Annotated in this window: 13 protein-coding genes; 5 read left to right on the top strand and 8 right to left on the bottom strand. The window is 70.5% G+C overall.

What is annotated here, in order from left to right; all coding sequences use genetic code 11:
- Positions 1 to 47 precede the first annotated feature (47 nt).
- From VFK57_20755 to VFK57_20775, 5 genes are all read left to right on the top strand, one after another.
- A complete protein-coding gene (locus VFK57_20755; protein HET7698158.1) occupies positions 48 to 1,571 on the top strand; it encodes an acetyl-CoA carboxylase biotin carboxylase subunit in 1,524 nt (507 codons plus the stop codon).
- Between the two features lie 18 nt (positions 1,572 to 1,589).
- A complete protein-coding gene (locus tag VFK57_20760; protein ID HET7698159.1) occupies positions 1,590 to 2,108 on the top strand; it encodes a biotin/lipoyl-containing protein in 519 nt (172 codons plus the stop codon).
- The gene (locus VFK57_20765; GenBank protein ID HET7698160.1) at positions 2,105 to 6,274 is read left to right on the top strand and encodes a translocation/assembly module TamB domain-containing protein; all 4,170 of its coding nucleotides are present in this window, start codon (positions 2,105 to 2,107) and stop codon (positions 6,272 to 6,274) included. The genes VFK57_20760 and VFK57_20765 overlap by 4 nt, the downstream gene beginning before the upstream one ends.
- Before the next feature lie 10 nt (positions 6,275 to 6,284).
- Positions 6,285 to 9,209 (top strand): POTRA domain-containing protein, encoded by a 2,925-nt coding sequence (locus tag VFK57_20770; GenBank protein ID HET7698161.1) that lies wholly within the window; start codon positions 6,285 to 6,287, stop codon positions 9,207 to 9,209.
- A 113-nt stretch (positions 9,210 to 9,322) separates the two neighbouring features.
- Complete coding sequence (locus VFK57_20775) at positions 9,323 to 9,838, top strand: hypothetical protein (GenBank protein HET7698162.1); 516 nt, start codon at positions 9,323 to 9,325, stop codon at positions 9,836 to 9,838.
- Here the strand turns inward: VFK57_20775 and VFK57_20780 are convergent.
- The 8 genes from VFK57_20780 to VFK57_20815 are packed head-to-tail and all read right to left on the bottom strand — an operon-like array spanning position 9,813 to position 20,786.
- Positions 9,813 to 11,870 carry a hypothetical protein gene (locus VFK57_20780; protein ID HET7698163.1) on the bottom strand — a complete coding sequence of 686 codons (2,058 nt, stop codon included), beginning with the start codon at positions 11,868 to 11,870 and terminating at the stop codon, positions 9,813 to 9,815. The genes VFK57_20775 and VFK57_20780 overlap by 26 nt on opposite strands.
- Positions 11,867 to 13,423 (bottom strand): phospholipid carrier-dependent glycosyltransferase, encoded by a 1,557-nt coding sequence (locus VFK57_20785; GenBank protein HET7698164.1) that lies wholly within the window; start codon positions 13,421 to 13,423, stop codon positions 11,867 to 11,869. The genes VFK57_20780 and VFK57_20785 overlap by 4 nt, the downstream gene beginning before the upstream one ends.
- A gap of 18 nt (positions 13,424 to 13,441) precedes the next feature.
- Positions 13,442 to 14,680, bottom strand: a complete 1,239-nt coding sequence (locus VFK57_20790; GenBank protein HET7698165.1) for a glycosyltransferase family 4 protein — start codon at positions 14,678 to 14,680, stop codon at positions 13,442 to 13,444.
- Positions 14,677 to 15,939: a glycosyltransferase family 4 protein gene (locus tag VFK57_20795; GenBank protein HET7698166.1), complete on the bottom strand. Its 1,263-nt coding sequence runs from the start codon at positions 15,937 to 15,939 to the stop codon at positions 14,677 to 14,679. The genes VFK57_20790 and VFK57_20795 overlap by 4 nt, the downstream gene beginning before the upstream one ends.
- Positions 15,936 to 17,129 carry a glycosyltransferase gene (locus VFK57_20800; GenBank protein HET7698167.1) on the bottom strand — a complete coding sequence of 398 codons (1,194 nt, stop codon included), beginning with the start codon at positions 17,127 to 17,129 and terminating at the stop codon, positions 15,936 to 15,938. Before VFK57_20800 ends, VFK57_20795 begins: the two co-directional genes overlap by 4 nt.
- Positions 17,126 to 18,187: a methyltransferase domain-containing protein gene (locus VFK57_20805; GenBank protein HET7698168.1), complete on the bottom strand. Its 1,062-nt coding sequence runs from the start codon at positions 18,185 to 18,187 to the stop codon at positions 17,126 to 17,128. Before VFK57_20805 ends, VFK57_20800 begins: the two co-directional genes overlap by 4 nt.
- The gene (locus tag VFK57_20810) at positions 18,184 to 19,398 is read right to left on the bottom strand and encodes a glycosyltransferase family 4 protein (GenBank protein HET7698169.1); all 1,215 of its coding nucleotides are present in this window, start codon (positions 19,396 to 19,398) and stop codon (positions 18,184 to 18,186) included. Before VFK57_20810 ends, VFK57_20805 begins: the two co-directional genes overlap by 4 nt.
- Positions 19,395 to 20,786, bottom strand: coding sequence for a hypothetical protein (locus VFK57_20815; protein HET7698170.1), 1,392 nt, complete (start codon positions 20,784 to 20,786; stop codon positions 19,395 to 19,397). Before VFK57_20815 ends, VFK57_20810 begins: the two co-directional genes overlap by 4 nt.
- Positions 20,787 to 20,792 lie beyond the last annotated feature (6 nt).

Consider the following 20,792-nt stretch of genomic DNA (forward strand, 5'->3'; position numbering starts at 1 on the left):
GGACCTCGAACCTCGAACCCCGCGCCTGACCGATTACAATTGACGTCGTGAAGGTGCTCGTCGCCAATCGGGGGGAGATCGCTGTACGCGTGATCCGCGCCTGCCGCGAGCTCGGCATCCCGACCGTCGCCGTCTACTCCGACTGCGATCGCGGTGCGCGGCACGTGCGCGACGCGGATCAGGCCGTGCACATCGGCGCCAGCCAGGCGGCCGAGAGCTATCTGAACATCGCGAAACTGATCGACGCCGCGCAGCAGACCGGCGCCGACGCCGTGCACCCGGGCTACGGCTTCCTCGCCGAGAACGCCGCGTTCGCGCGCGCGTGCGCTGCCGCGGGACTCGCCTTCATCGGTCCGGGCGCCGAGGCGATCAGGCTGATGGGCAGCAAGACCGGTGCGCGCGAGATCGCAGTCCGCGCCGGGGTCCCCGTCGTCCCGGGGACGGATGCGCCGCTCGCCGCCTCGGCGCCGGACGCGGAGATTCTCGATGCCGGCGCGCGCGTCGGCTATCCGTTGATGGTGAAGGCGGTCGCGGGCGGCGGCGGCAAGGGAATGCGCGTCGTCGAATCCGCGGATGCGCTGCTCAACGCGGTGCGCACGGCGAGATCGGAAGCGGGATCGGCGTTCGGCGATACCGCCGTCTACTTCGAACGGCGCATCACCAACCCGCGCCACGTCGAGATTCAGCTGCTGGCGGATCACCACGGCACCGTCATCCCGTTCGTCGAGCGCGAGTGTTCGATTCAGCGCCGGCACCAGAAGGTGGTCGAGGAATCGCCGTCGACGGCCGTGAGCGCGGAGCTCCGCCGGCGGATTGCCGGCGCCGCCGCGGCGGTCGCCCGGGCCGCGGGCTATACCAACGCCGGCACCATCGAGTTTCTCCTCGACGCCGGCGGGTCGTTCTACTTTCTCGAGATGAACACCCGGCTGCAGGTGGAACATCCGGTGACCGAAATGGTCACCAGCATCGATCTCGTGCACTGGCAGATCCGGATCGCGCGCGGCGAGCCGCTGACGCTCGACCCCGAGCGGGCGCTCACGCCGCACGGACACGCGATCGAGTGCCGCATCTACGCCGAGGATCCCGATCAGGGCTTCATGCCGTCGCCCGGACTGGTGCGGGGCATCCGGCCGGCAAGCGGACCCGGCATCCGCGACGACGGCGGCGTGCTGCCGGGCTTCACCGTTCCGGTCTTCTACGACTCGATGATCGCGAAGCTGATCGCCTGGGCGGAGACCCGCGGCGAAGCGATCGCCCGGATGACGCGCGCGCTCGAGGAGTACGAGGTGCTCGGCATCAGGACGACGATCCCGTTCTTTTTGTGGCTCATGCGCCAGCCGGATTTCCAGGCGGCGCGGTTCGACACGATGTACCTCGACCGGCTGCTCGCGTCGCGGCGCGGCGAATCGTTCAGCACGTTCGACGAGCAGGACGAGCGGCACATCACCATCGCCGCCGCGCTCGACGCGATGTTCAGATCGAGCGCCGGCGTCAACGGGAGCGGCGCGTCGGGCCTGCCGCCCAGGAGCGCCTGGACGGCGGTGGCACGGCGGGAAGCGTTGCGTGGCTAGGCGGAGCCCGGATCAGGGATGACATTCGAGGTCGAGCTGAACGGGCGGACACGTTCGGTGTCCATCGAGCGCGCCGGCAGCCACGACCGTTTCCGCGTCACGGTGGACGGCGTGGCCACGCTCGTCGACGCGCAGCGCAACGGCGACTTCGGCCTGTCGCTGCTGTTTCCCGACGGCGCCCACGCCGGGGCCCGCGTGGCGCTGGCGCCCGGCAGCGCGCCGGGCGAGCTGCTCGCGTATCTGCGCGGCCGCAGCGCGGCGGTGGTGGTCAACGGACGCCGCACCGGCCGCGGCGGCGCCGAGAGCGGCGGCGGCGCTCAGGGAGAGCAGAAGATCGTCGCGCCGATGCCGGGGCGCGTCGTCCGCGTGCTGGTCGCGCCGGGCGATGAGGTGCAGGTCCGTCAGCCGGTCGTGGTGGTCGAAGCGATGAAGATGGAGAACGAGCTCCGATCGCCCAAGACCGGACGCGTCAAGGACGTCGCGGTGCCCGCCGGCGCCTCGGTAGAGGCCGGACGGGTGCTCATGGTGATCGAGTGATCGATCCGCAGCAGCCGACGCCGGCGCCGGACCCGCCGTTGTCAGATTCGGCGGCGCCCCCGGCTCCCGCCGCGCCCGCGGGCCGGCGCCGCCGGCGCCACCCGATGCTGCGCGCGTTCGGGGTGCTGGTGGCGATCGCCGCCGCGCTGATCGTCTCCGGGCTGGTGATCGATCTCGGTCCGGTGCTGCGCAAGCGCGCCGAAGACGCCGGCTCGAAATACCTCGAACGGCCGATGCGGATCGGGAAGCTCGGCATCCATCTCGGGCGCGGCGCGTTCGTCGTCGAGGATCTCGTCATCGAGGGGCTGCAGCCGACGGACCGCCCGTTCCTGAAGGCCAAGCGGATCTTCGTGAATCTGCCGTGGTGGACGATCTTCAGCCACGAGCTGATCGTCCAGGACGTCGACATGGCGGACTGGGAGATGCTGGTCGAGCAGTTCCCCGGCAAGCACAACTTTCCGCGCGTGACGCCGAAACCGAAGGAGAAGAAGGGGGAGCCGATCTGGAAGTTCACCACCACGGTGCGATCGGTGATCGCCCGCAAGGGCCGCTTCATCTACGACGATCACACGGTGCCGTGGCAGGTCGTCTGCAACAACCTGAACGTCAGCGTGTTCAAGGGGCTGGACGCGTATCGCGGCACGGCGCAGTTCAGCAACGGGACGATCAGGATCCAGTCGTACGAGCAGTTCCGCGCCGACATGCAGACGCGGTTCAAGATCGACGGCGGGCGCATCGTGCTCGAGGACATCAATCTCGACAGCACCGGCGCGGACACGCGCGTCACCGGCTTCGTCGATCTCCGCAACTGGCCGGAGATGGTCTACAACGTGAAGTCGCGGATCGACTTCCCGGTCCAGAAGGGAATCTACTTCAAGACCATGAACTTCGACGTCTCCGGCCAGGGGGACTTCGAAGGCACCTTCCGCTTCTTCAAGACGCCGCGCGGCACCGGCCGCGAACTGAAGGGGACGTTCACGAGCGCGCAGGCCGGCGTGAACGCCTGGCGCTTTCCCGACGTCCGCGGCTCGCTGCTGTGGAACAACAGCGGCTTCCGCGTCACCGACGTGACCACCGGGCTCTACGGCGGCCGGGCGAAGTTCGACTACCTGATGGAGCCGCTCGGCCGGCCGGGCCAGCCGACGCAGGTGGTGTGGGACGCGAAGTACACCGACGTGGATCTCGCGCGGCTCACCGACTTCCTCGAGATGAAAGGCCTGCGCCTCGCCGGACGCGCCAGCGGCAGCAACCGGCTCGAGTGGCCGCTCGGCAAGTTCGCGCAGAAGCACGGCAGGGGTGAAGTGATTGCGGCGATGCCCGCCGGCGCGGCGCCGATGACCCGGCAGATCGATGCCGAGAGAATCGCCACGGTCGATCCGCTTCCGCCCGAACAGGGGCCGTTCAACAAACAGCTGCCGCTCGAGTACCTGCCGATCGCCGGGCGGATCTCGTACAGGCTCGATCCCGAGTGGATTGCGATCGCTCCGGACTCGTGGGCGGCTACCGAAAAGACCTACGTGGAGTTCCAGGGGCGCACGGCGTGGGCGCAGCGATCCAACCTGCCGTTCCACGTCACCAGCCTCGACTGGCAGGAGAGCGACCGCGTGCTGGCGGGGATCATGACCGCGTTCGGCGCGCCGACCGGCCTGATCGAGATCGGCGGCCGCGGGGAGTTCGACGGGACGATGTACGGCGCGTTCTCGCGGCCGCGCATCGAGGGACGCTTCACCGGCGACCGGATGCGGGCCTGGGACACGACGTGGGGGCGCGCCACCGCCGATCTCGTGATCGAGAACAGCTACGTCACCATCACGAACAGCACGATCGAGGACGCCGGCTCGCGCATCGAGACCCAGGGAAAATTCTCCCTCGGTTTCCCGCGCAAGGATCTCGGCGAAGAGATCAACGCCACGATCAAGCTCACGCGGCGTCCGCTCAAGGATCTGCGGCACGCGTTCGAGCTGGACGACTATCCGGCCGAAGGGCTGACGTCCGGGGAGTTCCACGTCTATGGCAACTACCTCGGTCCGAACGGCGTCGGCCGCCTGCTGATCGAAAAGGGGACCGCGTACGGCGAGACCTTCGACACCGCCACCGCGAACCTCCGCTTCGAGGGAACCGGCGTCCGCATGGATGCGATCGACATCGCCAAGAGCACCGGCAGGGTCACCGGCGCCGCCTGGGTGGCGTGGGACGGCAACTATTCGTTCTCGGCGAGCGGCGCGAAGATTCCGGTGGAGTCGCTGGTCACCGTCGCGTTCCCGCGCGCGCCGCTGTCCGGCGTGCTGCAGTTCGACGCCAGCGGCGTCGGCACCTTCGAGGCGCCGCGCTACGACGTCAAGCTCGAGGTCGCCGACCTGTTCGCGGGGGACGAGGGCATCGGCCAGGTCCGGGGACGCCTCGCGCTGCGCGGCGACATGCTGACGATGGAGATGGACGCTTCGTCGAAGCGTCTGTCGGTGAACGGCTCCGGGCGGCTGGCGCTCACGCCCGAGATGGACGCGGACATGACGCTCCGTTTCTTCGACACCTCGCTCGATCCGTACGTCCGCTTCTTCGCCCCGACGATGTCGCCGTACACCACCGCGGTGGCGGACGGCTCCATCCGGGTGGTCGGCGAGCTGGCGGACGTCGATCATCTGCTGGTCGAGGCGACGGTCGACAGGCTGCAGCTCAAGCTCTTCGACTATCCCGCCGCGAACGATGGGCCGATCCAGCTCGCGCTGAATCAGCACGTGGCGGAAGTGAAGCGGTTCCGGCTGGTGGGGGAGGGGACGGCGCTGGAATTGAGCGGCAACGTCGGGCTGCACGACAACCGCATCGCGCTCGACGCGTCCGGCGACGCGAACCTCGGCATCCTGCAGGCGTTCTACCGCGAGATCCGCAGCGACGGCAATGCGTCGCTCTCCGCGCAGGTGCGCGGACCGCTGGACAACCCGGTGTTCGCCGGCAACGCCACGATCGCCAACGGCCGCATCCGCTACTTCTCGCTGCCGCACAGCCTGCAGGCGATCAACGGACGGCTCGACTTCGACGCGCAGGGCATCCGCATCGTCGACGCGATGGCGCAGCTCGGCGGCGGCCCGGTGAGATTCGCGGGGCGCATCGGCATGAACGGCTACCGGCTCGGCGCCATCGATCTGACGGCGAGCGGCGAGCAGATGAACCTGCGCTATCCCGAAGGGTTCCGCTCGGTGCTCGACGCGGCGCTGACGCTGCGCGGCGTGCCGTCGGCGCTGGTGCTCGGCGGGACGGTGACGGTCCGCGACGGCGTCTACACGAAACGCTTCGAGCCGAACGTCGACATCTTCTCGCTGGCGTCCGGCAGCGCCGGTCTGGCGACCGGCGGGACGGAAGCCACCGGCTTTCCGCTCCGCTACGACATCCGCGTGATCGCGCCCGGGACGCTGCGTCTGGACAACAACCTGACGCGCATGGTGGCGCGCGCCGACCTGACGCTCAACGGCACCTACGACAATCCGATTCTCTTCGGCCGCGCCGACATCGACCGCGGCGAGATCAACTTCGAAGGCAACCGCTATCGCGTCACCCGCGGGACGATCGACTTCCTCAACCCCGCGCGCCTGGACCCGTTCTTCGACATCGAGGCCGAGGCGCGGATCCGCGTCGCATCTGCCGCCGAGACCTACCGGGTCACGCTCGCCGTCTCGGGCACGCTGGACGGCCGCCTCAACCTCGAGCTGAACTCCGACCCGCCGCTGCCGACGGTCAACATCATTGCCCTGGTATTCGGCCAGACGACGGACCTGCAGAATCCCGAGCTGCAGGCGCTGCGGCCCCAGGCGGCGACGCAGTCGGAAGAACAGCTGCTGAAGGCGGGGCTGCTGCGCGTCCTGGCGGGCGGCATCACGGGGACGGTGGGCCGCGCGGTAGAGCAGACGCTGGGCGTCGATACCGTGCAGATCTCGCCGAGCCTCGGCACCGAAACCGATCCGCTGTCGCCGACGGCGCGGCTGATCGTCGGCACCCGCCTGTCGAACCGCGCGTACCTGACGTTCTCCCGATCGGTGGGGACGTCGACCACCCGGACCGAGCAGATCATCGTGCTGGAGTACGACCAGTCCGATCGTCTCAGCTGGGTGCTGACGCAGCAGAACGGCGCCAACCGGTTTGCCATCGACTTCCGCGTGCGGAGAACCTTCTAAGGTGCCCGGGGTGCCGGCGGTGCGTCGGACGCTGGTGGTGCTGGTGCTGATGCTGTCGGGCGCGATCGGCGCGCCAGGCACTCTCGCCGCGCAAGTGGCGGTGGCGGCGTCGGCCTACGTGGGCGAGAACGTGACCGCCGTCACGGTGACGGTCGAAGGGCGCCCGACGATCGAGCCGGGGCTGCTCGGCGGGATCCAGACGGCGGTGGGCCGGCCGCTGGCGATGGCCGACGTACGCGAAACGATCACCCACCTCTTCAGCCTCGGGCGGTTCGCGGACGTCCAGGTCGAAGCGGATCGCGCCGCCACCGGCGGCATCGCGCTGCGGTTCGAGTTGAAGCCGATCCACACCGTGACGCGCGTCGAGTTCCGGGGTGAGCTGGGACTTGGGGAGTCCGCCCTGCGCGGGCACATGAGCGAGCGGTTCGGCGCCGCGCCGCCGCTGACCCGCGCCGCGGATGTCGCCGCGGCGTTGACGCAGCTGTATGCCGATCGTGGATACCTCAGCGCGTCCGTCACGCCGGCGCCGCCCGTCATCCAGCACGATCCGGATCGCGCCACCCTCGTCTTCGACATCGCGTCGGGACCCCGCACGACGATCGCGCGGTCGACGGTGACCGGCCATCCCCTGTCGTCCGCCGCCGACATCCAGTCGCGTCTTCAGATTCGGCCCGGCCAGCCGTACCAGCCGGGAGAGCTGCGCGAGCGGCTGGAGTCGCTGCTGACGTCGATGCGCCGCCGCAGCTACTACGAGGCGACCGCGAGCGTCGCCGCGCCGTCGTTCAACGCCGACCGGACCGAGGTGGACCTCACCGTCGACGTGCAGCCCGGTCCTCTGGTGACGGTGACGTATGCCGGCGATCCGCTGCCCAAGGCGAACCTCGACGAGCTGGTGCCGGTCGAGCGCGAAGGCTCGGTCGACCAGGACCTGCTCGAAGACTCGGCGCGGCGCATCGAGGACTTCCTCCGCCAGCAAGGCTACTGGAAGGCGCAGGTGAATCCGCCGGCGCGCCGCGAAGAGGACGGACGGCTGTCGCTCGTCTTCACGGTGAGCCGCGGCGATCTGTATCGCATCGCGCCGGCGGGGGTCGAGGTCACCGGCAGCCGCGCGATCTCTCCGGAGGAGATCCGGCCGCTGGTACGGATGGCGCCGGGCGAGCCGTTCGTCGCGTCGCGCCTCGGCGCCGCCGAGAACGCCATCCGGCAGCTGTATCGCACGCGCGGCTTCGCGACCGCAGAGATCGCCTCGGCGGTGAACGAGAGCGGACCGGGACTGGTGACGCCGGTCATCACGATCAAGGAAGGGCCGCGCGTGCTCGTCGGCGGCGTCACGCTGACCGGCAACGCCACGGTTGCCGAGGAGCGGCTGCGCGCCGTGCTGTCGCTGACGCGCGATCAGCCCTACTACGGCCCCGCCGTCATCCGCGATCGCGATGCGATCTACGCGTTCTATCTCGACGAGGGCTATGCGGCCGCGGAAGTGAGCGCCACGCCGGTCACCGCCAGCGTCACGCCCGACCTGGCCCGGGCCGACGTCACGTTCAGGATCGTCGAGGGGCCGCAGACGATCATCGAGCACATCTTCGTCACCGGCAATCTGCGCACGCGCGAGAGCATCATCCGGCGCGAGCTGCAGTTCGAGGAGGGGCGGCCGCTCGGCCTGGCGGCGCTGACCGAGAGCCGCCGCCGGTTGAGCGCGCTGGGGCTCTTCCGCCGCATCCAGATCTCCGCCGTCGCGCACGGCGACCCGCGCGTCCGCGACGTGGTCGTCGCCGTCGAAGAGGCGCCGCAGACGACGATCGGCTACGGCGGCGGGCTGCAGCTGGATCGCGTGCTCAAGTCGGTGAACGGCGTGCCCGACGAACGCTACGAGCTGGCGCCGCGCGGCTTCTTCGAAGTGGGGCGGCGGAATCTCGGCGGCAGCAATCGATCGCTGAACCTCTATTCGCGCCTGAGCCTCCGCCCCAACCAGAACACCGACAGCGACAACCCGTTCGGCTTCTCCGAGTACCGGCTCGTCGGCACGTACCGGCAGCCGCGGGCGCTGCTTGGATACGGCGAGCTCACGTCCACCGCCGCGGTCGAGCAGGGCGTGCGCACCGGGTTCAACTTCATCCGCAAGGGCTTCAACAGCGACGTCGCCTACCGCGTGTCTCCGGTGGTGCGCAGCAGCGCCCGCTACACCTTCGGGACGACGAGGATCGTCGACAACGTGATCGACGAGGAAGGGGAACAGCTGACCGTCGATCGCGCGTTCCCGCAGGTGCGCCTGTCGACGGTGTCGGCCGCCCTGTCGCGGGACACGCGGGACGATCCGCTGGAACCGCAGCGCGGCACGTTCCTCGCCTTCGACGCGACGATCGCCGGCCGCGCCATCGGCTCGGAAGTGGGCTTCACCAAGGCGTTCCTGCAGGGATTCGTCTACAGGAACCTGGGCCGGCCCAACCTGGTGTTCGCCGGCGGCGCGCGGGTCGGCCTGGCGCGCGCGTTCGTGCGCCAGGTCACGATCGTCGACGAGAACGGGACGCCGCAGGTCGAGCAGGTGCGCGATCTGCCGGCGAGCGAACGGTTCTACACCGGCGGCGAGTCGACGATCCGCGGCTACGCCCTCGACTCGGTGGGCGCCCCGGCGACGCTGACGCCGAGCGGGTTTCCGCGAGGCGGAGACGCGGAGATCGTGCTGAACGCCGAGCTGCGGCTGCCGATCCGCGGCGCCGTCGGCGGCGTTGTCTTCGTCGACGGCGGCAACGTGTTCGCCCGCGCCTCGGATCTCGATCTGTCGCAGCTGCGCGGCAGCGTCGGCTTCGGCGCGCGCTATCGCTCCCCGATCGGGCCGATCCGGCTCGACATGGGGTTCAAGCTGGATCGCCGCCTGATCGGCACGGCCCTGGAGCCGCGCTACGCGGTCCACTTCTCGATCGGGCAGGCGTTTTAGCAGTGCGCGGTGCGGAGTGCGCAGTGCGCAGTGCGAGTGCGCGGTGCGAGTGCGAGTGCGAAGGACAGTGTGGTGGGGTTGATGTGAGCAGGGTGAATCAAATTGCGTGCGGCGTGAGGCGGGGCGCTCTTGCCGGGTTGATGGTGCTTGCGGTGGCGGCGGTCGGGCGCGGCGAGATCATCGATCGGGTCATGGCGGTGGTGAACGGGCGGCCGATCACGCTGTCGGACGTCAATGGGGTGCTGCTGTTCCGGCTGCTCGAGCCCCCGGCCGGCACGCGCGATCCGCTGGGCTACGCCCTCGAACGGTCGATCGAACGCGACCTCATTCTGGCGGAGGTGGAGCGCTTCCAGCCGCCCGAGCCGGCGCCGGTGGAGATCGCGCTCCGCGTCCGGGAGCTGGAGCAGCGCGTCGGGTCGACGGAGGCGATCGAGAAGGCGCTGAGCGTGACGGGAACGTCGCGCGAGCAACTCCGCCGGCACGTCCGCGACGACCTGCGGATCGCGACGTACCTCAATCAGCGCTTCGGCACCGCCCGGGACGCCGCCGAGCGCGCCGCCGCGATCGCGGCATGGACGGCGGAGATCCGCCGCCGCGCCGACGTCATCGTCCAGTATCAGCCACGCTGACGCGGACCCAGTCCACCGCTGCCGCGAGCGGACGCGCGTCTCCGCCGGCGCCGACATCCATCGGCCGCTGCGTGTAGCCGAAACGCAGCTCGACCAGGTTGACGCCGGAGCGCAGCACCGCCTCCGGCAGCGCGCACTCGACGATCTGCCAGCCGGGCGGGACCGCGAGCGCGTCGCACGATCCGCCCGGCGAGCCGTTCACCTGCACGCTCAACGTCTGCGGCGGCGCGCCGGGATAGGCGAAGGCGTGCGCGCGGATCTGCAGGCGCAGCGGCGCGGCACGGTCGAGCGGAATGCGCAGCGCCGCCGGCGACGCCGCCCAGCGGAACGTCGCCTCCCCCTCGCGCTCCGGCGTGTGCCACCCTCCCCCGAGCAGCCACTCGTCGTCTGCGCCGACGTCGACGCGGCCGTAGGGCTGCAGCGGGTCCGCCAGAAAGCGGTTCGTCCACATCAGATCGTAATCGCCGGGCGTGACGCCGTTGCGGGCGGCGAAGATCAGACTGGCGGGATAGGTGAACGGATTGCCGAACCAGCGGTGCACGACCCGCGCCTGCGCCGCCCAGGCGCGGTCGAACGAGAGCGTCTCGCCGATGCGCACCGCGCCGTCCTGCGCCGCCTGCATCAGCGCCGCATTCCATACCGCGATCGCGGCGAGCAGCGCGATCGCCGCGCCGGTCGCATGGCGCTGCAGCAGCCCCGAGAGGTGGTGCACGAACGCGGCGAGACCGAGGGCGAACAGCGGAATCGTCCCGTCGAACCGCCGTCCGCCGTAGCCGGCGCTGCCCCACCAGTCCTGGATGCAGGCGTTGAAATACACCATGACCCCGACCGTCAGCAGCGCCGGAACGCCGATCGCCGGCCGCGCGATCGCGAACGCGATCAGGCCAAGCGCGCCGAGATACAGAATCGGCGTCGTGCTGAACAGGCCGTTGCGCGCCGACCAGAGAATGTCGACCAGGTGCGGATCGGTCCAGCGCACCTGCGGCCCGACCGGCGAGCGCGCGATGAACGTGCCGTAGATGGCCTTCCAGGCGAGCATCTGCGGCAGGAAGGCGACGAGGCCGCAGCCGAGGAACAGCGCGCTGCCGGCGGCCGTGTGCCTCAGCGCCGGACGATCGTTCGAACGCCAGGCGCGCACCAGCGCGAGCAGCGCATCGATGCCCGGCAGCAGCGCGAACAGCAGGTTCTGCCACCGGATGAGCGCCATGAAGCCGGCGAGCAGTCCGAGCGCCGCCCATCCGCGGAGCGATCGATCCGTACGCGTCGCGCCCCACGCCCAGATGAATCCCGCCACGGCCGCCATCGACGGCGCGTGGGTCATGCTCGGCTCCTTCACCAGGTACCAGGCCATGAACGATCCGGCGACGGTGAGGAAGACCGCGGCGCCGGCGATCCGGGCGGCGAAGAACATGCGCACCAGCCGATAGCTGAACCAGCAGCCCAGCAGACCGTAGAAGAGGCCGGCGACGCACACCGCCTGACGATAGGGATACGACGTGCCGTCGGCCGCCACATCGAGTCCGCGTGCGCGGAGCCGCGTGGCGGCGACGTGTCCGGCGGCGAAGAACGGCGACCACACGATCGCCGGACCGATCGTCCACGCCGACTCGGCATGGCCGGTGCGCGTCGGCTGGAACAGGTGCGGCTTGTCGCCGAGCCCGAGCATCCGGTAGTCGTTCATGAAGTTGACGTCGCGATCGAACGCCAGCGACCGCAGGTAGGCGAAGTAGTAGAAGCCGTCGCTCTGCAGGCGCGCGCCGAGCTGGAGCTGCAGCGCGAGTCCGACCACGAAGAGCGCTGCGATCACCACTCCCGCTCGGCCTCCGGCGGACTGCGCCGCCGCGGCCGGGCGGCGGCCGGCAACGGCGAGTCCGGCGATCGCGGCAATCAACGCCGCCGCGGCCACCCACTCGGGCGAGGGAGCCGGTCCCGGAAGCACCTGCAGCAGGGAACGCCGCGCGATCTGCCGTCCGGCGAGATCCAGCGCCGCAATCGCCAGCGCGCTCCACGCGGCGACACGCCCGGCGCTCATCGTTGCGATGCCCGCGCCGGCATCCGGAGGATTCGCAGCTCCGGACCGGGATGATCGGCGGACGGCGTGAAGCGCGCGAGCTCTTCGGTCAGGCTGAAGATCTTCATGTAATCCGCGTACTCCTGCGGATACGCCTGCGGTCCGCCGGCGGCGTCGTTCAGGTAAGGACCGTAGCACTGCGAGGAGGCGACGAGGTATTCGACACCGTCGGCGGCGAAGCTCTCGAAGGGCCGCTGACGCAACTGCCCGAGGTAGCTCGTCCGATAGGCGTCAGGCAGCAGGATCTGCCGCGACTCGATGGTGATCCGGGCGCCCTTCGGCACGTTGGCGATCAACCATCTGTAGGCCTGCGCGGTGGTCCACACGCGGGCGGCGTTCGCGTCGAAGACGATCGACGTGTAGGCCTGCGGCACGACCGCGAAGGCGGTGAGCGCGACGATGGCGGCGACGCGGCCGCGGCGCGACAATCCGGTGTGTCTCAGCGCCCGGACGACCGCCACCACGGCGGAAGCTCCCAGCAGCGCGAGCAGCGGCAGCAGCGGGAGCAGGTACCGGGCAAACACGAGGTTCTGGTTCGAAATGAATCGGAAATAGACGACGGGAAAGAGAACGGCGATCAGCCATTTCAGCCGCGACGGCCCTGTGACGACGCGGATGAGGCCAAGGCCGAGGCCGGCGATCACCACCGCGCTGCCCGCCCAGCCGAGCCCGATCCGCAGGTGCTTCAAATACGTCACCCACGCCGCCTCGCTCCCCGGCACGATCGTCCGGTATTCCGCTGACAGGCGGGCGAACTGGTTGAGGAACTGCGGCAGCTCGATGAACGTGTAGGGGGCGCCGAGCAGGAACGCGCCGAGCGCCCCCCCCAGCACCGCCAGCGCCGCCACGGTGCGCGACGGCCGCGCGGACGGCGTGAGCGCCGCGCACACCAGCGGCACGACGATGGCGACGGCGCCGTTGTACTTGGTGGCGGCCGCGAGCCCGACCGCCGCGCCGGCGAGCGCGAACCAGCGCGCCGTGGCCGACTCGTGCGCGCGCAGCGACAGCAGCACCGCGAGCGTGACGAAGAACGCGACCGGCACGTCCGTCAGCACGAAGTGGGATTCGCGGACGTGCAACGGCATCACCGCGAACATCGCCGCGGCCAGCAGCGCCGTCTCGCGCCCCCAGCGCAGGCCGATGCGGTACAGCAGCCACACCGTCGCCGTCCCGAGGATCGCCGTGAGGCCGCGGCCCCAGACGTAGAACGCTTCGTGCGGCGCCTGCGCCAGCGACGCCCATTCGCCGCGCATCGCGCCGGCGAGGAACCGCGCCGCCGCCACTACCGCCTGCATGTACATGTAGAGCGTCGGATAGTCGTAGAAGTGCGGATTCAGGTCGCCCGTCTTCATCATCCGCACGGCGCGCACCATGACTTCCGGTTCGTCCACCTGCACGCTGAACGGAACGCCGTGGGGCAGCGCCCAGAACCGCAGGAGTCCCGCGGCGAGCAGCGCGAGGACGAGACCGAACGACGCGCGTTCCGCGCCGGTGTTCCGCGGATCTGTCGGCATCAAGGGAGTCGTCGAAGTTTACCCGAGCAGGCGCCGGTAGAGCGCCACGGTCGCGTCCCCGGCAGCCGTCCAGGAGAACTCACGCTCGACAATCATGCGGCCGGCCGCGCCGTACCGGGCGAGTCTCGCCGGATCGGCGATCGCGCCGCTGATCGCGGCCGCCAGCGCCGACGGATCTCCGGGCGGCACGAGCCAGCCGTTCCCGCCCGGCCGCACCTTGTCGGGGATGCCGCCGGCCGCGGAGGCGACCACGGCGCGGCGGTGCGCCATCGCTTCGAGCGTCACCAGCGAGCTGCCTTCGTAGAGCGTGGGGTGCACGAACAGCGTGGACACTTCGTGCCAGGCATGCATGTCGGTATCGGAAACGCGGCCCAGAAACCGCACCTGCCGCTGGACGCCGAGCTCCGCCGCCAGCCTCTCGAGCGCGGCGCGATGCGGGCCGTCCCCGAGCGCGACCCATCGCCACGCCAGCCCTTCGAGGCCGCCGTGATCGCGCGCCGCGGCGAGCGCCCGCAGCAGCACGTGAAATCCTTTGCTCGCCTCCAGCCGTCCCACCGACAGCAGCACGCGTTCCTCCGGGCGAACACCATGATCCGCGCGCAACCGGGCGATCGCCGTCGCATCCGCGGCGGCGTCGATCGTTCGCAGATCCAGCGCGTTGGGAATCGTCGTCATCCGCTCGCGCGGGATGCCGAGATGCTTCAGCACCACCGGCTCGAGCGACCGATCGGTCGCGATCACGGCGTCGGCCGCGGCGGCGCTGGCGATGACCGCTCTCCGCAGCGGCAGATATGCGGCCCGCTTCAACCTCGCCCGCGACGGATCGGTGGCGCCGAATTCCTCGAGGCCTTGCGGGTTCATCACCAGCGGGGCCCGTCCTTGACCGTTCTTCCGCGCGCGCGCGTAGCCGAGCACGCTCGCGCCGAACCCGTGGACGATATCCGCCGCTCCGCCGCGGACCAGCTCCAGCGCCCGGCGCCCGGCGCGCAGCCCCCACACCGGATACGCCGTACTCCGATCGATCACCGTCGTCCCTCTCCGGCCCGCGAGGGGAAAGGTGCGGTACGGGACGAAGTCGGCGTTCAGGTCGGGGTGCACTGCGGCGGCTGTCAACCCGGCATCGCGCGGAGGCGGTGAGATCAAGGTGACTCCCACGCCTCGCTCGATCAGCGCGCGGATCAGGTCGAAGACGTGCCGCTCGAGCCCGCCGTATCCGTGCAGCGGAAACACCGCCCGCGCGAGGATCACGGCTCTCATCGTTCGGAAAGCTCGCGGTAGAGCGCTTCGATCCGTTCGACGACGACGGGAGCGTCGAACTCGCGCGCGACCTTGCGGCGCGCCGCCTCGGCGAGACTCCTCCGCAGCGGCGCGTCATGGCGCAGACGCCGGACGTCGTCCGCGAGTTGCTGCGGCGATGACGACAGCAGGCCGGTGACGCCGGGTTCGATGATGTCTCGTGTGCCGCCGGTTTCCATCGCGGCGATCGGGACGCCCAGGGCGCTGGCTTCGATCAGCACGCGGCTGAGGGATTCCGGGCCTCGCGAGGGGAAGATCAGCAGGCTCGCGCCGGCGAGCAGACGCGTGGCTTCATCCTTGTCCAGCCAGCCGGTGAATTCGATCCGCCGGCCGGACGCCCTGGCGGCGGACTCCACCTTCGCGCGTTCGGGGCCATCGCCCACCACGATCAGCGGCCAGTCGAGGCCGGCGTCACGGACGACCTCGACGAGATATCCCGTACCCTTGTTCGGGGCGAGCTTTCCCACATAGATGGCGTACAACTGCTCCACCAGGTGCGCGTCGCGCGGCGGCACCCGCGCCGTCTGCTGCAGCGCCGTCACGTTCACCGGGTTTGGAATCACCTCGATGCGAGTAGCCGAGAGTTCGGGAGCCCGGGCGCGGAGATCTTCTGCGATCCGGCGGCTCACCGCGATGACGGCGCTGGCGCGCGCCAGCCCCGATCGCTTCGCGGCGAGGTTCCGGCGCATGTAAGGAATCATCGGCAGCGCCGCCGGCCACAGCGCGCCCGCGCGCGGCTGAATGCAGACGCGCATGTTCGCGGACGTGCACGCCGGGCACAACTCCAGCCCCTCGCGTGTGTGCAGCAGATCGGACCAGTAACACACCGGCCAGTAATCGCGCACGGTGGCCACCGCCGGCAGCCCCGCCGCCCTGGCCGCGTCGATCGCGGCGACGGTCGTCATCACGTGCTGCCCGTGGACGACGTCGAAGCGTTCCGAGGCGAGGACGGACGCGAGATACGCAGCCAGCGAGCGTGTGAGCTTCTCGCTCTTGTAGTAGTTCCGGACGTAGGGAAAATCCGGGGCGGGCGCGCCGAAGTGGCGTACCGGCAGTCCGTCGAACCGGGTTTCGCGAACGCCGCCCGGCTCCCCGGGACGCGGCTGCACGATCAGGACGTCATGCCCTCGGGCGCGGAGGCCGCGCGCCAGCTCGTACGTGCTCCAGCCGCTCCCGCCGCAGATCGGCGGAAACGCATCGGTGGGGATCAGGATCCTCATCGGCGGGTCCGGCGCTCTCGCGCTTCGAGCAGGGCGGCTTCGAGCGCGCGGCAGTGTGCGGCCCAGCTGTAGTCGCGCACCGCGCGAGCCCGCGCGGCGGCGGCGAGCGGGGCACGCACGGCTGGATCGCTCAGTTTCAGCAGGGCGTCCGCCAGCGCCTCGGCGTGGCGCCGGCGCCGATCGTGCGCGCTGCTCTCGAGCGGAACTTCATACAGCAGCCCTTCGCGTCCGTTGGCGACCAGCGCCGGAAGGCGATCCACCGCCGGAGCGACGACCGGGAGTCCCGTGGCCATGTATTCGAAGATCTTCAACGGCGACCAGTAGAACCCGAGCGAGAGCGGGGCGTGGGCTGCAGGATCGAACGGCGCGACGCCGATGTGCGCCGACGCGAGCATCGCGGGCATGCGATCGTGAGGAACCGCGCCGGCGAAGGCGATGCCGTCGATTCCCGCGGCGGCGGCCTTCACTCGCGGCAGCTCCGGCCCGTCGCCGATGAACAGCGCGCCGATTGCGGATTGCCCCCGCGCTCTCAGCACTTTGATCGCGTCCACCAGGTTGATCGCGCCATGCCAGGATCGAAACGCGCCCGAGAACACCGCGACGGTGCTCGCGCGAAGGTCCACGTGCGGCGCCCCGGAGGCGGCATCCGGACGGAAGCGGTCCGTGTCCGCGCCCCACTCCAGGACGCGGATCCGCTCGGGCGGAATCCCGCGCGGCAGGATCGAGGGATCCGGCGTGACGATCACGTCGGCGGTTCGGCACAACCGCTCGCGCCAGCGGCGCATCGGCTGCACGATGAGCGCGCGGTCCAGCAGCGCCTTGGCCGAGCCCGGGTGATCGATCACCGGAGCGTTGACTTCGAGCATCCCGACGGATCCGAGCTTCGGCGCCAGGCGGATCGCTTCACCGCCGAAGTTATGGTAGCGCTCGATGATGGCGTCGGGCCGGATGCCGCGCGCCAGCGCCGCGATCCGTCCGCTGCGGGCCAGGCGCAGGTGCGTCGAGCCGAACGGCGGCGGCATGGCGATCCAGCGCACGCTCGACGGCCGCGGCGCACCGGATCCGGGGGTCACCAGCGCCGCGACGTCGTGGCCGAGCGCCGCCAGCCCTTCCGCGACCGCGGCGACGTGCACCGATCCTCCCTTCGTGCCCGGGACCGTCTGGTCGATGGCGGCGTAGAGAATCTTCACTGGCCCGCGGCCGCCTCGGCGGACGGCAGGCGTTCGAGCAGCGCGAAGAACGGGCCGGACTCGATTCGCCCGAACAGGAGCAGATCCAGCTTCATCGCCGCGGTGAGCGCGCCGAGCGCCGCGCGCGTCGCGCCGCTCGACGCCACCCGCTGCTTGCCGGCGGTGCGCGCCGCCTTCAACGCGTCTTCCCGGCTCAGGCCCGCGGACGCGCGCCTGGCGCGGACCGCCAGGCGATGCTCGGCCATCCGCATCAGAATATTCTCGACGAATCCGCCGACGATGGGCGTGTAGTAGCGGATCCGCTTGATGCGGAAGCCGGTCTCGGCGGCGACGCGGCGCAGCTCGGGAATGTCGGCGATCGGGTTCAGGTGATCGGACTTGCGCAGGTGCTCCTGGCGCAGGTCGATCACGCCGGCGCGATCGAGCCGTCCGGCGAGCGCGTTGATCCATCGCAGGCCGACGGCGATGCGCGCATTCTTGCGGACGTGCGTGTAGACGAACAGCTCGCCGCCGGGGGCGAGCACCCGCGCCGCTTCCCGCAGCATGCCGCGCAGCGCATCCGGCGAGAGGTGCTCGAGCACGTCGAGCGAATACGCCTTGGTGAAGGTGCCGTCCGCGAACGGCAGCCGCCGCAGATCGCCGAGCAGCAGGTCCGCGCCGCGCCGCGCTTCCTGCGCGAAGAAGGGGGCGATGTCGACGCCGACCGTGTGAGCGCGCCAGTCGCGGTTCCACACCAGGGCGCGGCCGCTGCCGCAGCCGAGATCGACGACGAGATCGCCGGCACCGGGGGCGAGAAACGCGCGCAGCATGTCGTTGCGGATCCTGGATCCGAGCAGCGGCGGGGACACGCGATCGTAGCGCGCGTCGGCATGGAGCGCCTCGTCGAGGTATTTCGTCTGCTCCTGGAAGTCTTCCTGCGGACGCAGATCGAGGAAGTCCGCCGAGCCGCCGTGGTAGCGGCGGCCGCAGGAGGCGCAGGCCAGCGCCGGCGGTTCGCCGCGGAGCGCGCCGCGGCAGGCGGGGCACCGCACCAGCGCGAGGAGCCGCGGCGAGATCACGAGCCCGCCCCGGCGACGCCGCGGAAGAAGGACTCGAGCCGTTCCGCGCGCCGCGCCCATGTGTAGTCGCGCACGTCGGCCGCCGCCTGCCGCGCCAGCCGCGCGCCCAGCCCGGGATCGTTCTTGATGCGTGTGATGCCGGCGACCAGCGCCTGCGGGTTTCCCGCCTCGACGAGCAGCGCGTTCTCTCCGTCCCGCAGGATCTCACGGAACGCCGGCAGATCGCTGGCGACGATCGGACGCCCCGCCGCCATGTACTCGAACAGCTTGAGCGGCGACGTGAACTCCGACGAGATCGCCGACGCGCGGTTCGGCAGGATCAGCACGTCGGCGTCGCGCAGCCGCAGCGCCACCTCGGGCGGCGGCACAGGTCCGGTGAACGTCACACGCGAGGCGCAGTCGAGATCGAGCGCGAGCTGCCGCAGCCTGGCGAGGTCCGGTTCCTGCTCATGACCGCCGACGATCAGCCCCCGCGTGTCCTGCAGCGCGGTGACGGCCTCCACGATCAGGTCGACCCCCTTCCAGGGATAGAGGTGCCCGGCGTAGCCGATGGTGAAAGGCCGTTCGGCGCCCGGGGCGCGGACGCCGGCGCCGGACGCCGGCGGATCGAGCGGAGCGGTCCACGTTCCATCGGGCACGACCGCAACCTGCGGCCGTCCGCCGAATCGCCGTTCGAGCGCTCGCGCCAGGCCGCCGGTGATCGTGACGTAGCCCTCGGCCTCGCGCCACACCCGGGCATCGCGGGCGGCGAGCCGCCGCAGCTTCGCGGCCGATGCGGGCGGCGCGCCGCTGAGCAGCTCGGGCCTGGCGGCGGCCGCGTCGGCGGCGAGCGTGTGCGCCTCGTACACCACCGGCGCGCGCATGGCGGCAGGGACGCGCAGGAGCAGCGACGCGAGCGCGAGATCCCGCGTGAAGATCAGATCCTGCCGCGCCCGGCCGAGCGCCCGCCCGAGCGCGAACGTCAGGTAGCCCGCGCGGCGTGCCGCCGGGGGACCGGTCAGCGGCGCCACCTCGACGCCGAGCGTCGGCAGCCGGCCCAGACCGTAGAACGCGTATGGATCGCGCGGCGGCACGTGCGTGTCGGGACGCACGATCAGCGTGACGTGATGGCCGCGCGCCGCCAGCGCATGACAGGTGGCGATCGACTGGATGCCGTTGGCGCGCTCCAGCGGAAAGCGGATGTCGGCGAGATACAGGATGCGCAGCGTCACGGCGTCCCGCGCGACCGGTAGAACGACTCGCGATCGAAGAGGTAACGGTAGACGATCGACGGCGCCTGCGCCGGGAGCGTCACCAACGCGTCATACGCGTTCTTCCGCGGCTCGAGCTTCTGCCGATCCATCAGCCCGGTGGCGAACTCGGCGCTGAGCGCGAGGTTCCAGTAGACGGCCAGGATCGTCACCGCCGCCAGGACGCGCCCGCCCTGGCGCGACCGGGCGCGAAGCGCGGCGCCGGCGGCGGCGTAGCCGATCACCAGCACCGCGGTGAGCGCGATGAACCGCCGCTGCCCGAAGCCGCCTGCGACCGTCCACGATTCGACGCTGCCGCTGACGTAGACCTGCAGAAGCGCCATCACGAGCAGTGAAACCGCCAGGGGCCTCTGCCGGATCGGCCGGTCGCTCCGGCGGTCAGCCAGCAGCGTCACGATCCCGGCCAGGGCGATCAGCGCCAGCGGCGTCCAGACGAAGAACCCGTGTTCGGGCGAGAACAGCACCTGCAGCGCGTGCGGCGACATCCAGTTCATCTTGCGTCCGACCGACGAATGCGGCCCGATGTGTCCGTTGAGCGCGCGGTACGCGAGCGCCTGCGGCAGGTAGACGAGCGCGAACACCGCCGCCGCGGTCGCCACGACTTGCGCGATGGACCTCGCGCGGTGCGCGTCCATGCGCGAGTCGTCGCGAGTCCGCAGGATCCGCAGGGCGAAGTCCACCGCCGGTCCGAGAATCAGAAACGCATCCTGCTCCCTGACCATCGCCATCAGCGCGCCTGACGCGGCGAGCGCCGCGGCGCCACGCGGCGTCCAGCTCCCGCGAACCCGCAGCCAGACGTAGATGAACGAGGCGACGGCGAACGCCGAGCAGGCGTGCGAGAACACGGGGGCCACGTACATGTAGAAAAGGAGCGGCGTGCCGAGCCAGACGGCCAGCGCGGCGCCGAACGCGTCGAGCTGCATCCGCCGCGCCGCGAGGATGGCGATCGTCAGCCCGAGAAAGCCGTAGACGGCCGATCCATATGCCACCGCCGCCACGTAGGGTTTCGAGTATCCGTCCACCGGCGCCCCGGTGATCCGCGCCGCGGCGTCACCGGCGGCATAGAACGGCGCCCACAGGATCGCGCAGCCGATCGTGGCGAAGCTGATCCGCCGTCCCGTTTCCGTCTGGCGCTCCAGGAACGTCTCGCGGAAGCCGTCGTTCGCCGCCACGCCGCGGTCGTAGAAGTAGCGGTACTCGTTCTCGAACGACACGTCGCGGTCGAACCACAGCGATCGCAGGTAGGAGAAATACTGAATCTCGTCCGACGAGTAGAGGCGCGTGGTGACGGCCGGCAGCGAAAGCACGAACAGGCCGATCAGGATCAGCCAGCGGCGCTCAGCCTTCACTCAGCA

The sequence above is a fragment of the Vicinamibacterales bacterium genome (assembly GCA_035699745.1).
Taxonomy (GTDB): domain Bacteria; phylum Acidobacteriota; class Vicinamibacteria; order Vicinamibacterales; family 2-12-FULL-66-21; genus JAICSD01.

Excerpts from the sequence above, each read along its gene's own strand:
- VFK57_20785 (HET7698164.1), bottom strand. The coding sequence starts at position 13,423 with ATGCCGACAGATCCGCGGAACACCGGCGCGGAACGCGCGTCGTTCGGT.
- VFK57_20795 (HET7698166.1), bottom strand. The coding sequence starts at position 15,939 with ATGAGGATCCTGATCCCCACCGATGCGTTTCCGCCGATCTGCGGCGGG.
- VFK57_20760 (HET7698159.1), top strand. The coding sequence starts at position 1,590 with ATGACATTCGAGGTCGAGCTGAACGGGCGGACACGTTCGGTGTCCATC.
- VFK57_20790 (HET7698165.1), bottom strand. The coding sequence starts at position 14,680 with ATGAGAGCCGTGATCCTCGCGCGGGCGGTGTTTCCGCTGCACGGATAC.
- VFK57_20780 (HET7698163.1), bottom strand. The coding sequence starts at position 11,870 with ATGAGCGCCGGGCGTGTCGCCGCGTGGAGCGCGCTGGCGATTGCGGCG.